Source organism: Streptomyces sp. NPDC050085, from assembly GCF_044460595.1.
Classification (GTDB): domain Bacteria; phylum Actinomycetota; class Actinomycetes; order Streptomycetales; family Streptomycetaceae; genus Streptomyces.
This window is the reverse complement of the sequence record NZ_JBITJZ010000004.1, coordinates 569,246-582,015: the sequence shown is the minus strand read 5'-3', so window position 1 is coordinate 582,015 and position 12,770 is coordinate 569,246. Positions and strand designations below refer to the sequence as shown.

Sequence of the window (12,770 nt, the reverse complement as noted above, 5' to 3'; positions counted from 1 at the left end):
CGAACTCAGCGTCGGCACCTGTCCCTCCGGCGCTTGTACGAAGGAGCACTTCCCATGCGCCGGGTTTCCCGCATAGCGGTCGCAGGCACCGCCACCGCCTCTCTCGCCCTCGCCCTGGCCGCCTGCGGCGGCACCTCGTCGGACGCGTCGTCGTCCGCGGGCGGCAAGGATGGCAAGGGGGCCAAGGGCCTCGCGATCGCGTACGACGTCGGCGGCAAGGGCGACCAGTCGTTCAACGACGCCGCGTACCAGGGCCTGGAGAAGGCCAAGGCCAAGTTCGGTTACCAGGTCGCCGACCAGGAGCCGAAGGACGGCGAGTCCGACGACGACAAGGCCGCGCGCCTGGTCAACCTGGCGAAGGCGGGCTACAACCCGGTCGTCGGCATCGGCTACTCCTACGCCCCGGCGGTGAAGGAGGCCGCGGCCAAGTTCCCGAACACGACCTTCGGCATCGTCGACGACGCCTCGGTCCAGGGCAAGAACATCGCCGACCTGGTCTTCCAGGAGAACGAGGTCTCCTACCTCGCCGGCGTCACCGCCGCCCTGAAGACCAAGACGAACCACGTCGGCTTCGTCGGCGGCGTCGACAACGCGCTGATCAACAAGTTCCGCGCCGGCTTCGAGCAGGGCGTCAAGGACACCAAGAAGGGTGTCAAGGTCGACGTCCAGTTCCTCGACGAGGACCCGGCCAAGGGCTTCGCCTCGCCGGACCTCGGCAAGGCCGCCGCCGAGAAGCAGCTCGAGGACGGCGCCGACGTCGTCTACCACGCCGCCGGTCTGTCCGGTCAGGGCGTCATCGAGGCCGCCGCCGCCGCGAAGAAGTACGCGATCGGCGTCGACTCCGACCAGTACAGCCAGAAGCCCCTGGCGGCGTACAAGAAGTACATCATCACGTCCGCCACCAAGGGCGTCGCCGAGTCGATCTTCAAGCTCGCCGAGTCGGTCGAGAACAAGGCGCCGGAGACCGGTGTCATCACCGGCAACCTGAAGTCCGGTGAGGTCTCCCTCGCCGACTCCAACCCGGAGTTCAAGAACGACAGCAAGCTCCAGGCCGCGCTGAAGAAGGCCGAGACGGGCATCGTGGACGGCACCATCAAGGTCGCCGCCAAGTAAGGCAGCCGCAGCGCCGCAAGGCGTAGCGAAGGGGGGAGCCCGGACCGCGTGTGCGACGCGGTCCGGGCCGACCCGGTCAGGGACCGGGTACGGGGACGTTTCATTCAGGGGTCTTCTCAGGTGTATCCCCGCCGGACGCTTCTTCCCCGTAACGCGTTCGTGGGATCCTGCTCGGACTCCAGACTCGAACTCGGTCTCGAACTCGCTTCTCGCACACCGTTGTTGGGGCGCTACGCGTGTAGGCGGCCCCCCTTCCCAGGAGAGTGCGCCATCGCCACGTCAAGCTCCCCGCCGGCCACGGTCGCCGTAGAACTCAAGGGCATCACCAAGCGGTTCCCGGGCGTCGTCGCCAACCACGACATCTGCCTCACCGTCCGCAAGGGCACCGTGCACGCCCTGGTCGGCGAGAACGGGGCCGGCAAGTCCACGCTGATGAAGATCCTCTACGGCATGCAGAAGCCGGACGAGGGCACCATCGCCATCCACGGCGAGCAGGTCTCCTACTCCTCGCCCGCCGACGCGATCGCCCGCGGCATCGGCATGGTCCACCAGCACTTCATGCTCGCGGACAACCTCACCGTCCTGGAGAACGTCGTCCTCGGCAGCGAGAAGCTGTACGGGATCGGCTCCAAGGCACGGAAGAAGATCCTCGAGATATCCGAGCGCTACGGCCTCGGGGTGCGCCCCGACGTCCTCGTCGAGGACCTCGGCGTCGCCGACCGCCAGCGCGTGGAGATCCTCAAGGTCCTCTACCGCGGCGCCACCACCCTGATCCTGGACGAGCCGACCGCCGTGCTCGTGCCGCAGGAGGTCGACGCGCTCTTCGACAACCTGCGCGAGCTCAAGGCCGAGGGCCTGGCCGTCATCTTCATCTCGCACAAGCTCGGCGAAGTCCTCTCCGTGGCCGACGAGATCACCGTCATCCGCCGCGGGACCACCGTCGGCACGGCCGTCCCGGCCGACACCACCCCCAAGCAGCTCGCCGAGCTCATGGTCGGCAGCGAACTGCCCACCCCCGAGACCGCCGAGTCCACGGTCACCGACCGTCCGGTGATCGAGGTCGAGGACCTGCGCCTGGCCGCACCCGGCGGCGGCAAGCCGCTGCTCGACGGCATCACCTTCACCATCCACGCCGGTGAGGTCCTGGGCCTCGCGGGCGTCGAGGGCAACGGCCAGACCGAGCTGATCGAGTCCCTGATCGGCCTGGAGCACGCGGACAGCGGCGTCATCACGATGCTCGGCGAGGACATCACCGCCTGGGCGACCCGCAAGCGCCGCGAGAACGGCGTCGGTTACATCCCCGAGGACCGCCACCGCCACGGCCTCCTCCTCGAGGCCCCGCTGTGGGAGAACCGCATCCTCGGCCACGTCACCGAGCGCCCCAACAGCAAGGGCTTCTGGCTCGACCCGAAGTCCGCGCAGGCCGACACCGCGCGGATCGTCGAGGAGTACGACGTCCGCACCCCCGGCATCGACGTCACGGCCGCCTCCCTGTCCGGCGGCAACCAGCAGAAGCTGATCGTCGGCCGGGAGATGAGCCACAAGCCCAAGTTCCTGATCGCCGCCCACCCCACCCGCGGTGTGGACGTCGGCGCGCAGGCGCAGATCTGGGACCAGATCCGCGAGGCCCGCCGCGAGGGCCTCGCCGTGCTGCTCATCTCGGCCGACCTCGACGAGCTGATCGGCCTCTCCGACACCCTCCGGGTCATCTACGACGGCCGCCTGGTCGCCGACGCCGACCCGGCCTCCATCACCCCGGAAGAGCTGGGATCCGCCATGACCGGTGCCGCCTCGGGCCACCTGGAGCACACGGAAGACGGTGCCTGACCATGAACCTCCTCAAGCGCTGGTCCGCAAAAAACGGGGAGCGTTTCCTCCTTGCGGCGGCCGGCCCCGTCATCGCGCTGATCGTGGCCTTCGGGCTCACCTCGATCGTGCTGGTGGCCTCCGGCGAGAACCCGTTCGACCCGTTCTCGATCATGTTCGAGCAGGCGACGTTCTCCGACGTCCAGGTCCTGATCATCAATGACGCCGCCGGTCTCTACATCGGCGCGCTCGCGGTGGCCATCGGCTTCCGGATGAACCTCTTCAACATCGGCGTCGAGGGCCAGTACCGGCTCGCCGCCTGTGTCGCCGCCATCGTCGGCGCGCACCTCGCCTTCCCGGCCTTCCTGCAGATCCCGGTCCTGATCCTGTCCGCCGCCGTGACGGGCGCGATCTGGTCCGGCATCGCCGGCATCCTCAAGGTGACCCGCGGCGTCAGCGAGGTCGTCTCCACGATCATGCTGAACTCGATCGCGGGCTCGGTCATCGCGTACCTGACCCTGGAGGACGCCTTCGGCGTCGCCGTCGGCAACAACCGCACGACCGGCGAGATGGACAAGGCCGGCTGGTTCCCCGGCATCAACATGGGCGACCAGGTCGGCACGATCTACGGCTTCGTGGTCGTCGCCGCCGTGCTCGGCGTCGTCTACTGGGTGATGCTCAACCGCACCCGCTTCGGCTTCGACCTGCGTGCCTCGGGTGCCTCCGAGACCGCGGCCGCCGCCTCCGGCGTCTCCGCGAAGAAGATGGTCCTCACCGCGATGCTCCTGTCGGGCGCCATCGCCGGTATGGCCGGTCTGCCGACGCTGCTCGGCTCGACCCACACCTTCTCCGACTCCTTCCCGGCCTCGCTCGGCTTCAACGCCATCACCGTGGCGCTGCTCGGCCGCAACAGCCCGGCGGGCATGGCGCTCGCCTCGCTGCTCCTGTCCTGGCTGTTCAACGCGGCCGACCCGCTGGACCTGCAGGGCTACAGCTCCGAGATCGCCACGATCATGCAGGGCCTGATCGTGATCGCCGTGGTCGTCTCCTACGAGGCCGTCCGCGTCTGGGGCACCCGCCGCCAGCAACAGCGCGTCGGCGCCGAACTCGCGGCAGGCCGTGTTCTCGGTGGCCCCGACGCCTCCGACACCAACGACAAGAAGCAGGAGGTGGCCGCCTGATGAGTACGGCTCCCGTCCTCGACAAGACGCCTGCCGCCGCCCCGGCGGCCCGGCGCAAGCTCAGCCTCCCCGTCCTGCTTCTCCTCGTCGCCGGACTGATCTGCCTGGTCTCCGCGGTCCGTCTGATCACCGACGAGAACGGTCTGACCTCGGTCAGCCAGATGTCCACGGCGCTCCAACTCGCCGTCCCCATCGGCATGGCGGGCCTCGGCGGCCTGTGGGCCGAGCGGGCCGGCGTGGTCAACATCGGCCTCGAGGGCATGCTGATCCTCGGTACGTGGTTCGGCGCCTGGGCCGGTTACCAGTGGGGCCCCTGGGTCGGCGTCATCGCCGCACTCGTCGGCGGCGCGCTCGGCGGTCTGGTGCACGCCATCGCCACGGTCACCTTCAACGTGAACCACATCGTCTCCGGTGTGGCCATCAACATCCTGGCCCTGGGCGCGACCCGCTACCTGTCGGCCATGATCTACGACGGCATGGACAACGCCACCACGCGGCAGTCCCCGCCCGTCTCCAGCCTCGGCGAGTTCACCGTCCCCGGCCTCGCGGACTGGCTCGCCGACCTCAACCGGCACGGCTGGTTCCTGATCTCCGACGTCGCGGGCCTGCTCGGCGGCATCATGACCGGCGTCTCCTGGCTGACCCTGATCGCGGTCGCCCTGATCCCCGCCTCGTGGTGGATCCTGTGGCGCACGTCGTTCGGTCTGCGCCTGCGCTCCTGCGGCGAGAACCCGGTCGCGGCCGAGTCCCTCGGCGTGAACGTGATCAAGTACAAGTACATCGCGGTGCTGGCCTCCGGCGCCCTCGCGGGCCTCGGCGGCGCCTTCCTCTCGATGGTCTCCTCCAACTACTACCTGGAGGGCCAGACCGGCGGCCGCGGCTACATCGGCCTCGCCGCGATGATCTTCGGCAACTGGATGCCGGGCGGACTCGCCCTGGGTGCAGGCCTGTTCGGCTACAGCGACACCCTCAAGGTCCGCGGCGGCACGGACAACACGCACGCGCTGCTCCTGCTCATCGCCATCCTGGCCCTGCTGGCCGTCGCGTGGCTGATCTGGAAGAAGAAGTACGTCGGCGGCGCGGTCACGCTCGCCGTCTCGGTCCTCCTCTTCTTCTGGTACGCGTCCACGGACTCGGTCCCGAGCCAGGTCGCCACGGCCATGCCGTACGTCCTGACCATGATCGTCCTGGCGCTCTCGGCACAACGCCTGAGGATGCCGAAGGCGGACGGCCAGCCGTACCGGAAGGGCCAGGGCAAATGACGGACCCCGACTGGGAGTTGCTCAGGCAGGCGGCCCGCGAGGCGATGGCCCGCGCGTACGCTCCGTACTCGGGCTTCCCGGTCGGCGCGGCGGCCCTCGTCGACGACGGCCGCACGGTCTCGGGCTGCAACGTCGAGAACGCGTCGTACGGCCTCGGCCTGTGCGCCGAGTGCGGCCTCGTCTCCCAGCTGCAGGCCACGGGCGGCGGCCGCCTCACGCACTTCACGTGCGTGGACGGCAAGGGCGAGATCCTGATGCCGTGCGGCCGCTGCCGACAGCTCCTGTACGAGTTCGGGGGCGGCGAGCTGCTTCTGGAGACGTCGTCAGGAGTGCGGACGCTGGGTGAGATCCTCCCGGACGCGTTCGGCCCCGAGAACCTGAACTGAAGCCGGGACGTCATGGACGTGCGTCAGCCGACAGGCGGACGGCGGTCCGCGCACGGCCGAGCCTGTGCGGCTCGGCCGTGCGCGGCGTGAAGGGACGGCCGGCGCCTCAGCCTTCCTCCCGCTCCACCGGCAACCACAGCTCCGCCTCCGCCTGTTCCCCGTTCGCGAACGGCGTCGTGCGGAGGATCTCCGGGCCGGGCCGCGTCCGGTACGGGTTCGACGGGAACCACTCCGTGTAGACGTCGGACCAGAGTTTCTGGATGGACTCGGGGGCCGGGCCCGACGTCGTGAAGACGGCCCAGGTCCCGGCCGGGACCGGCAGGGCCACCGCGCCCTCGGGAGCCGGGGCCGAGGTCACCACCGCGTGGTAGTAGTCGAGTTCGCTGCCCTCGGCCCGCCCCGGATCCAGGTCGTCGCAGACCGCGACGATGCCCTCGGGCTCCTGGTCGGGCAGGGCCCTCAGGCGCTCGGTGACCTCCGGGTCGATGCCGCGGTGGAAGTCGATGATCGCCTGGTTCGGGCCCAAGTACACCAACGGAACCCGGGCCTTGAGCCCGACGACGTTGAACGCCGGGCGGTCCACCACTCGATAACGCATACTGCTGCTCCCTTCGACGGTGAGGCGGAAGGAGAGCCGGGGCTGCGAGACGAGCGCCGCTCCGGTGCGCCGGGCCTCGCCGGGGCCGACCCCGTGCAGCGCCCGGAACGCCCGCGCGAACGCCTCGCCCGAGCCGTACCCGTACCGGATCGCGGTCTCCAGCAACGTGCCCTGGCCGGACAGGACTTCGGCCCCCGCCACGGTCAGCCGTCGTCGGCGTACGTACTCCGACAGCGGCATCCCCGCGAGCGCCGAGAACATCCGGCGCAGGTGGTACTCCGACGTCGCGGCGATGCGCGCCAGGTCGGCCACGTCCAGTGCGTCGTCGGCGAGATGCCGCTCGATGTGGTCCATGGCCTGGTTGAGACGGTCCAGCACGCCCGGTTCCCTTCCTTGTTCGTGATCACCACGGTAGGAGCGGGGTCATGACCCCGGCCCGACATTCTGTGCCCGTTCGCGTCGGGTCGGCGGTCTTCCCTCCGTCGTGTCTATGCGCGTAGAGTCGGGCGGGCGTATCCCCGCCCCCTGGAAGGAAGTGCCATGGACGTCATCTCCGTCATCCGTACGAAGCGGGACCGGGGCCGGCTGACCGACGCGCAGATCGACTGGGTCGTCGACGCCTATACGCGCGGCGAGGTCGCCGACGAGCAGATGTCGGCCCTGGCCATGGCGATCTTCCTGAACGGGATGGACCGTGCGGAGATCGCCCGGTGGACCGCCGCGATGATCAACTCCGGCGAGCGGATGGACTTTTCCGTGCTCGCGCGCCCGGCAGCCGACAAGCACTCCACCGGCGGCGTCGGCGACAAGATCACGCTGCCGCTCGCCCCGCTCGTCGCCGCGTGCGGCGCGGCCGTGCCGCAGCTGTCGGGCCGGGGCCTCGGCCACACCGGCGGCACGCTCGACAAGCTGGAGTCGATCCCGGGCTGGCGCGCGAACATCAGCAACGAGGAGATGATGCGGGCCCTCGAGGACGTCGGCGCCGTCATCTGCGCGCCCGGCAGCGGGCTCGCCCCCGCCGACAAGAAGCTCTACGCCCTGCGCGACGTCACGGCGACCGTGGACTGCATCCCGCTCATCGCCTCCTCGATCATGTCGAAGAAGATCGCGGAGGGCACGGGCTCCCTCGTCCTCGATGTGAAGGTGGGCACCGGCGCCTTCATGCAGGAGCTGGAGCAGGCCCGCGAACTGGCCCGCACCATGGTCGGGTTGGGGGCGGACCACGGCCTGCCGACGGTCGCTCTGGTGACGGACATGAACACCCCGCTCGGGCTGACCGCGGGCAACGCGCTCGAAGTCCGGGAATCCGTCGAGGTGTTGGCCGGTGGCGGCCCCGCCGACGTCGTCGAGCTGACCCTCGCCCTGGCCCGCGAAATGCTGGACGCGGCGGGCCTGAAGGACGCGGACCCGGCGAAGGCCCTCGCCGACGGTTCGGCGATGGACGCCTGGCGGCGGATGATCGCGGCGCAGGGCGGCGACCCGGACGCGGCACTGCCCACGGCCCGCGAGACGCACACCGTCACCGCCCCGGCCCCCGGGGTCCTGACCCGCCTCGACGCGCTCTCGGTGGGCCTGTCCGCGTGGCGGCTCGGCGCCGGGCGGGCCCGCAAGGAGGACCCGGTCCAGGCCGCCGCCGGCATCGAACTCCACGCCAAGCCCGGCGACTCCGTCTTCGCGGGCCAGGCCCTGATGACGCTGCACACGGACACCCCTGAGCGGTTCGGGTACGCCCTGGAGGCGCTGGAGGGCGCGTACGACATCGCACCCGCCGGTACGCGGTTCACGGCGGGCCCGATCGTGCTGGAACGTATCGGCTGACCTGGGGTTTCCTCAGCTGCTCCCCTTTCGGGTGAACGGGATCGGTGGACCTGTGCCGGTCCCGTTCGGCATGCTGGTATCGGTGACGACCGATAGGAGCACCGCCATGAGCGCACTCGCCGCCGAGTCCGGGCCGTCCGCCGGTTCGGACTGGGACGAGACCGTTCGCCGCTGGGAGCGGACGGACGCCCCCGAGGGCTGCAAGGTGGAGATCATCGAGGGGATCGTCACTGTGCCGCCACCGCCTTCTGAGGAACACAACGACGCCGCTGAGCTGGTTACAGAGGTCCTCTGGCCGGCGCGGCCGGAGGGCTGCGGCATCTACCAGACCCTGGGCCTGATCGCCGAGGGCGCCGCCGGTCTCTATATCCCCGACCTGTGCGTCGTGCCCAAGGCGGCCCTGCGGCAGAAGCGTCGCGTCCAGGCCGCCGAAGCCGAACTGGTCGTAGAGATCACCTCGAAGGGCAACGCCAACCACGACCGGATCAAGAAGGTCCACGGCTACGCGACGGCAGGAGTCCCGCTCTACCTGCTGCTTGACCCCTGGCTCTCGGGCCGCCCCACCGCGACGCTCTACGGCGACCCGTCGAACGGGACGTACCGCGTGCTCGCCTCGGTCGAGTACGGCGAGGAACTCGCGCTCCCGGCACCGTTCGAGGTCACCTTGGACACCGGCGTCCTGCCCATCGACTGACCTCACCCCAACAGCGCCGCCACCACCACGAGCACCGGCACCGAAGCCATCGTCGACAGCAGGATCGACTCCCGGGCCAGCCGTTCGCCCACCCCGTACCGGCTCGCGTACGTGAACAGGTTCTGGGCCGCGGGGAGCGCCGAGGTCACCACGACGTCGAGCAAGTGGTCGTCGCGCAGGCCGAAGACGAAGGACGCGAGGGCCCACGCCGCCACCGGCTGGCCCACCGACTTCAGCGCCGTCGACAGCAGCACCGGCACCCGGTCGGCGCCCCGGCCGCCCGGCCAGGAACTGCCGTTCAGCGAGATGCCGAAGGCGATGAGGATCGCCGGGACCGACATGTTCGCGATCAGTTCCAGCGGGTCGAAGACCGGCGAGGGGACCGTCCAGCCGGTCGCCGAGACGAGCACGCCCGACAGCGCGCCGATCGCGATCGGATTGCGGAACGGGGTGAGCAGCCGCTGCCCCCACGTCTGCCGGGTCCCCGACGCCTCCGCCAGGTCGAGGATCGTCAGCGCGACCGGCGTCACCACGATCTGCTGGAAGAGCAGCACCGGCGCGACGAGCGAGGCGTCGCCCAGGACGTACACCGCGATGGGGATGCCCAGGTTCCCCGAGTTCACGTACGAGGAGCACAGCGCGCCGATCGTGGTGCGGCCCACGCCCCAGCGGCGTACCACCGCGACCGTGACGAAGACGCCCGCGACCGCCGCCGTGGACAGCGCCGTGACCAGCAGGCTCGGCGACAGGATCAGCGACAGGTCCGCCTTGGCGAGCATCGTGAACAGGAGCGCCGGGGTCGCCACGTGGAAGGAGAGCTTGGTGAGGACCTCGCGGCCGCCCTCGCCCAAGTAGCGGCGCCTGCCGATGACATAGCCGACCGCGATGACGATCGCGATGACCGCGAACCCGTTGAGAACCCCTTGCACGGGCTCCACCCTCGGCCGTGGCGGAACCGCAGGTCAACGTTGATCCGTATCAACGTGACCCAGCACACGCCACGTATCCGGGCGGCGCACCGATGAGTTCCGCGCGGCCGTCCGGTCTTGTCTACGTGGCTGCTTCCCCGTCTCCTCCTGTCGTGGTCGTCGCCGGGCCGATCGGTCCGGGCGACGCCCCTCAGTGGTGCGACCGCGTCCGCCGCGCCGCCCGGCAGGGCGACCCGGGCGGCGAGGTGATCTGTGACGTCTCCGGTGTCACCGGCACCGACTTCGCCACCATCGACGCGCTCGCCCGGATGCAGCTGGCCGCCCGCAGGGCCGGGGGCCGGATCCGGCTGCGCGATCCGTCCCCGAAGCTGGCCCTGCTGCTCCAACTCGCCGGACTCGCCGACACCTTGGGGCTGTCCGGCTCAGGCGGGCAGCCGCTCCGGAAGGCCGAACAGCGGGAACCAGCGCTTGCTGAGGTCCAGGAAGCAGTGGAATCCGGCGATCCGGCCGTCTGAGATCTCGAGGACCTGGATCGCCCACGGGACGAACCCGCCGCTGTCCGGGTCCGGCTTGTAGTGGGCGAACGCCGGTGTCCCGTTCGCCGAGACCGGCAGCAGCCGGGAGTTCTCGCACTCGTGGCCGATCGTGAGCATGAAGCCCGTGATGTCCTCCGTGCCGCGCAGCCACAGGTCGAACGGCGGCATCGTCATGACGGCGTCCTCGGCGAGCAGCTCGGTGAGCGCCTTCATGTCGTACCCCTCGAACGCCGCCACGTAGCGCTCCAGGAGCTTCTGCTGCTCCTCGTCCAGCGGGTTCGCCGTCGCCGAGTCCGCGGGCGGGGCGTCCGCAAGGGTCGAACGGGCCCTCTGCAGCGCGCTGTTGACCGATGCGACCGAGGTGTCGAGCAGCTCGGCGACCTCGCTGGCCTTCCAGGCGAGGACCTCGCGCAGGATCAGCACCGCCCGCTGCTTCGCGGGCAGTTGCTGCAGGGCCGCGACGAACGCGAGCCGCACCGACTCCCGCGCGACGGCCGCCTCCGCCGGGTCGTGCGCCGTCGGCAGCATGCGGGCGTCCGGCATGGGCTCCAGCCACACATTGTCGGGGCGGGGGTTGAGCGCGGCCTGGGCGAGCGGGGCCGCCGCCGTCAGGTCCATCGGCCTGGCCCGCTTGTTCCCCGCGTTCAACGAGTCCAGGCATACGTTCGTCGCGATGCGGTACAGCCAGGAGCGCAGGCTGGAGCGGCCCTCGAACTTGTCGAAGCTGCGCCAGGCCCGCACCATCGTGTCCTGCACGGCGTCCTCGGCCTCGAACGCCGAGCCCAGCATCCGATAGCAGTACCCGGTCAGCTCGACCCGGTGCTTCTCCAGGTCGTCGAGTCCGGCTTTCGTCGCGGTCTCGCTCATCGTCCAACGCCCCCAAAACGGCTGTGAGTCCCAGCACATCCCCAGCACTTGGAAAGCTACCGCAGCCCACTGACAACGGCCCCCGGACCGGCGAAATGCGCAGGTCCAAGGGCCGATGCCGAAACCTCTGTGACGGCTGTGGCCAGTGGTTCCTCCCCGGCCGGGCCGCGATCCGGTGCTCAGTGCGCGGCGACCGCGCCCACCGCCCCCCGACGCTGCTGCGCCCTGGCCGCGTACGTGCCCCACAGCGTGATCGACACGACGCCGAGCACGGCGACGAAGCCCAGGCCCACCGTCCCCGCCCAGCCGGCCGCGTGGAAGGCGACGGCGCCGACGGCAGAGCCGACGCTGGAGCCGATGTAGTACGCGGACTGGTACAGCGCGGAGGCCTGTGCCCGGCCGTGCGTCGCGGTGTGGCTCACCGACGACGACGCCGTGGCGTGCCCCGCGAAGAAGCCCGCCGTGATCAGCACCAACCCGAGCAGGACGACGGGCAGTTGGGGCACGAGGGCCAGCAGCAGACCGGCCGACGTCGTGCCCGCGGCCAGGTACAGGGTGCCGCGGCGCCCGAGCCGCGCGACCAGCTTGCCGGCCGCCGCCGACGAGGCGGTACCGACCAGGTAGACCAGGAAGATCGAGCCGACGACGCCCTGGGGGAGGGAGAACGGCGCCGCGGTGAGGCGGTAGCCGATCACCGTGTAGACGCCGCCGAACACCATCATGAACAGGGCGCCGATCACGTACAGGCGGCGCAGCAGCGGGTTCGCGAGATGGCTGCCGACCGTCTGCGCGAGGGCGCGCGGGCGCAGTGAACCGGGAGTGAAGTGGCGCGGCGCGGGGAGCAGCATCCGGAACGCGACGGCGCACACCACCGCGATCACCCCGATGACGCCGACGGCCGCCCGCCAGCCCCACTCCTGCGCGATCCAGCCGCCGATGACCCGGCCGCTCATGCCCCCGATGGAGTTGCCCGCGACGAACAGGCCGATCGCCGTGACCAGCGCCTTCGGCCGGACCTCCTCCGCCAAGTACGCCATCGCGGACGCGGGCAGACCGGCGAGCGCCGCACCTTGAAGGACGCGCAGTGCGATCAGTGTGCCGAGGTTCGGCGCGAAGGGGACGAGCAGGCCGACGGTGACGGCCACGGTCAGGGACGCCGTCATGACCGTGCGCCGCCCGAACCGCTCGGACAGCGCGCTCAGCGGCAGCACGCACAGCGCGAGCGCGCCGGTCGCTCCCGACACCGTCCAGCTCGCCGCGCTGGCGCTCGCGCCGAAGCCGTCGGAGACGAGCGGCAGCAGGGCCTGCGTCGAGTAGAGGAGGGCGAAGGTGGCGACGCCGGCCAGGAAGAGGGCGAAGCTCATGCGGCGGTAGCCGGGCCCGCCCGGGGTCATGCGCGTATCGCCGGTCGGGGGGACACGATGAACGGGGACGGCGACCGCAGGGGTGGCGGCCGCCTGGCTACTGGCGGGAGACATGCCATGAACGTAGGACCGTCCGACTCATGCGTCCAATGCATGAACGGTCCATAATCGTTCCCGTGGAGCATCAGCAGAGGTCACAGAAGCGAGTGTCATCAA

Annotated in this window: 12 protein-coding genes; 8 read left to right on the top strand and 4 right to left on the bottom strand. The window is 70.4% G+C overall.

Annotation, left to right across the window (positions count from 1 at the left end; translation table 11 throughout):
* Window positions 1-54: 54 nt before the first annotated feature.
* The 5 genes from ACIBUY_RS18825 to ACIBUY_RS18805 all read left to right on the top strand — a co-directional run bounded on the left by ACIBUY_RS18825 (window position 55) and on the right by ACIBUY_RS18805 (window position 5,748).
* Window positions 55-1,113: a BMP family protein gene (locus ACIBUY_RS18825; RefSeq protein ID WP_399153088.1), complete on the top strand. Its 1,059-nt coding sequence runs from the start codon at window positions 55-57 to the stop codon at window positions 1,111-1,113.
* A gap of 270 nt (window positions 1,114-1,383) precedes the next feature.
* Complete coding sequence (locus ACIBUY_RS18820; RefSeq protein ID WP_365578351.1) at window positions 1,384-2,940, top strand: ABC transporter ATP-binding protein; 1,557 nt, start codon at window positions 1,384-1,386, stop codon at window positions 2,938-2,940.
* Window positions 2,941-2,942: 2 nt separating this feature from the next.
* On the top strand, window positions 2,943-4,100 hold the full coding sequence (locus ACIBUY_RS18815) for an ABC transporter permease (protein WP_365578306.1): 1,158 nt from the start codon (window positions 2,943-2,945) through the stop codon (window positions 4,098-4,100).
* On the top strand, window positions 4,100-5,362 hold the full coding sequence (locus ACIBUY_RS18810; protein WP_365578308.1) for an ABC transporter permease: 1,263 nt from the start codon (window positions 4,100-4,102) through the stop codon (window positions 5,360-5,362). Before ACIBUY_RS18815 ends, ACIBUY_RS18810 begins: the two co-directional genes overlap by 1 nt.
* Window positions 5,359-5,748: a cytidine deaminase gene (locus tag ACIBUY_RS18805; protein WP_365578310.1), complete on the top strand. Its 390-nt coding sequence runs from the start codon at window positions 5,359-5,361 to the stop codon at window positions 5,746-5,748. Before ACIBUY_RS18810 ends, ACIBUY_RS18805 begins: the two co-directional genes overlap by 4 nt.
* A 106-nt stretch (window positions 5,749-5,854) precedes the next feature.
* Here the strand turns inward: ACIBUY_RS18805 and ACIBUY_RS18800 are convergent, their stop codons facing one another.
* Window positions 5,855-6,724: a GyrI-like domain-containing protein gene (locus ACIBUY_RS18800; protein ID WP_399153087.1), complete on the bottom strand. Its 870-nt coding sequence runs from the start codon at window positions 6,722-6,724 to the stop codon at window positions 5,855-5,857.
* A 162-nt stretch (window positions 6,725-6,886) separates the two neighbouring features.
* On the opposite strand from ACIBUY_RS18800, the gene ACIBUY_RS18795 reads away from it, so the two are divergent.
* Window positions 6,887-8,164 (top strand): thymidine phosphorylase, encoded by a 1,278-nt coding sequence (locus ACIBUY_RS18795; protein ID WP_365578314.1) that lies wholly within the window; start codon window positions 6,887-6,889, stop codon window positions 8,162-8,164.
* A 106-nt stretch (window positions 8,165-8,270) separates the two neighbouring features.
* Window positions 8,271-8,858 (top strand): Uma2 family endonuclease, encoded by a 588-nt coding sequence (locus ACIBUY_RS18790; RefSeq protein WP_365578316.1) that lies wholly within the window; start codon window positions 8,271-8,273, stop codon window positions 8,856-8,858.
* A gap of 2 nt (window positions 8,859-8,860) precedes the next feature.
* Here ACIBUY_RS18790 and ACIBUY_RS18785 read toward each other — a convergent pair whose 3' ends face one another.
* Window positions 8,861-9,787, bottom strand: coding sequence for an AEC family transporter (locus ACIBUY_RS18785; RefSeq protein ID WP_365578318.1), 927 nt, complete (start codon window positions 9,785-9,787; stop codon window positions 8,861-8,863).
* A gap of 125 nt (window positions 9,788-9,912) precedes the next feature.
* On the opposite strand from ACIBUY_RS18785, the gene ACIBUY_RS18780 reads away from it, so the two are divergent.
* Window positions 9,913-10,302 (top strand): STAS domain-containing protein, encoded by a 390-nt coding sequence (locus tag ACIBUY_RS18780; RefSeq protein WP_365578320.1) that lies wholly within the window; start codon window positions 9,913-9,915, stop codon window positions 10,300-10,302.
* On the opposite strand, the gene ACIBUY_RS18775 is transcribed toward ACIBUY_RS18780, so the two are convergent.
* Window positions 10,210-11,190 (bottom strand): sigma-70 family RNA polymerase sigma factor, encoded by a 981-nt coding sequence (locus ACIBUY_RS18775; protein WP_365578323.1) that lies wholly within the window; start codon window positions 11,188-11,190, stop codon window positions 10,210-10,212. The genes ACIBUY_RS18780 and ACIBUY_RS18775 overlap by 93 nt on opposite strands.
* A 179-nt stretch (window positions 11,191-11,369) precedes the next feature.
* A complete protein-coding gene (locus ACIBUY_RS18770; protein WP_365578325.1) occupies window positions 11,370-12,668 on the bottom strand; it encodes an MFS transporter in 1,299 nt (432 codons plus the stop codon).
* Window positions 12,669-12,770 lie beyond the last annotated feature (102 nt).

Excerpts from the sequence above, each read along its gene's own strand:
- ACIBUY_RS18825 (WP_399153088.1), top strand. The coding sequence starts at position 55 with ATGCGCCGGGTTTCCCGCATAGCGGTCGCAGGCACCGCCACCGCCTCT.
- ACIBUY_RS18815 (WP_365578306.1), top strand. The coding sequence starts at position 2,943 with ATGAACCTCCTCAAGCGCTGGTCCGCAAAAAACGGGGAGCGTTTCCTC.
- ACIBUY_RS18810 (WP_365578308.1), top strand. The coding sequence starts at position 4,100 with ATGAGTACGGCTCCCGTCCTCGACAAGACGCCTGCCGCCGCCCCGGCG.
- ACIBUY_RS18805 (WP_365578310.1), top strand. The coding sequence starts at position 5,359 with ATGACGGACCCCGACTGGGAGTTGCTCAGGCAGGCGGCCCGCGAGGCG.
- ACIBUY_RS18795 (WP_365578314.1), top strand. The coding sequence starts at position 6,887 with ATGGACGTCATCTCCGTCATCCGTACGAAGCGGGACCGGGGCCGGCTG.
- ACIBUY_RS18790 (WP_365578316.1), top strand. The coding sequence starts at position 8,271 with ATGAGCGCACTCGCCGCCGAGTCCGGGCCGTCCGCCGGTTCGGACTGG.
- ACIBUY_RS18775 (WP_365578323.1), bottom strand. The coding sequence starts at position 11,190 with ATGAGCGAGACCGCGACGAAAGCCGGACTCGACGACCTGGAGAAGCAC.
- ACIBUY_RS18770 (WP_365578325.1), bottom strand. The coding sequence starts at position 12,668 with ATGTCTCCCGCCAGTAGCCAGGCGGCCGCCACCCCTGCGGTCGCCGTC.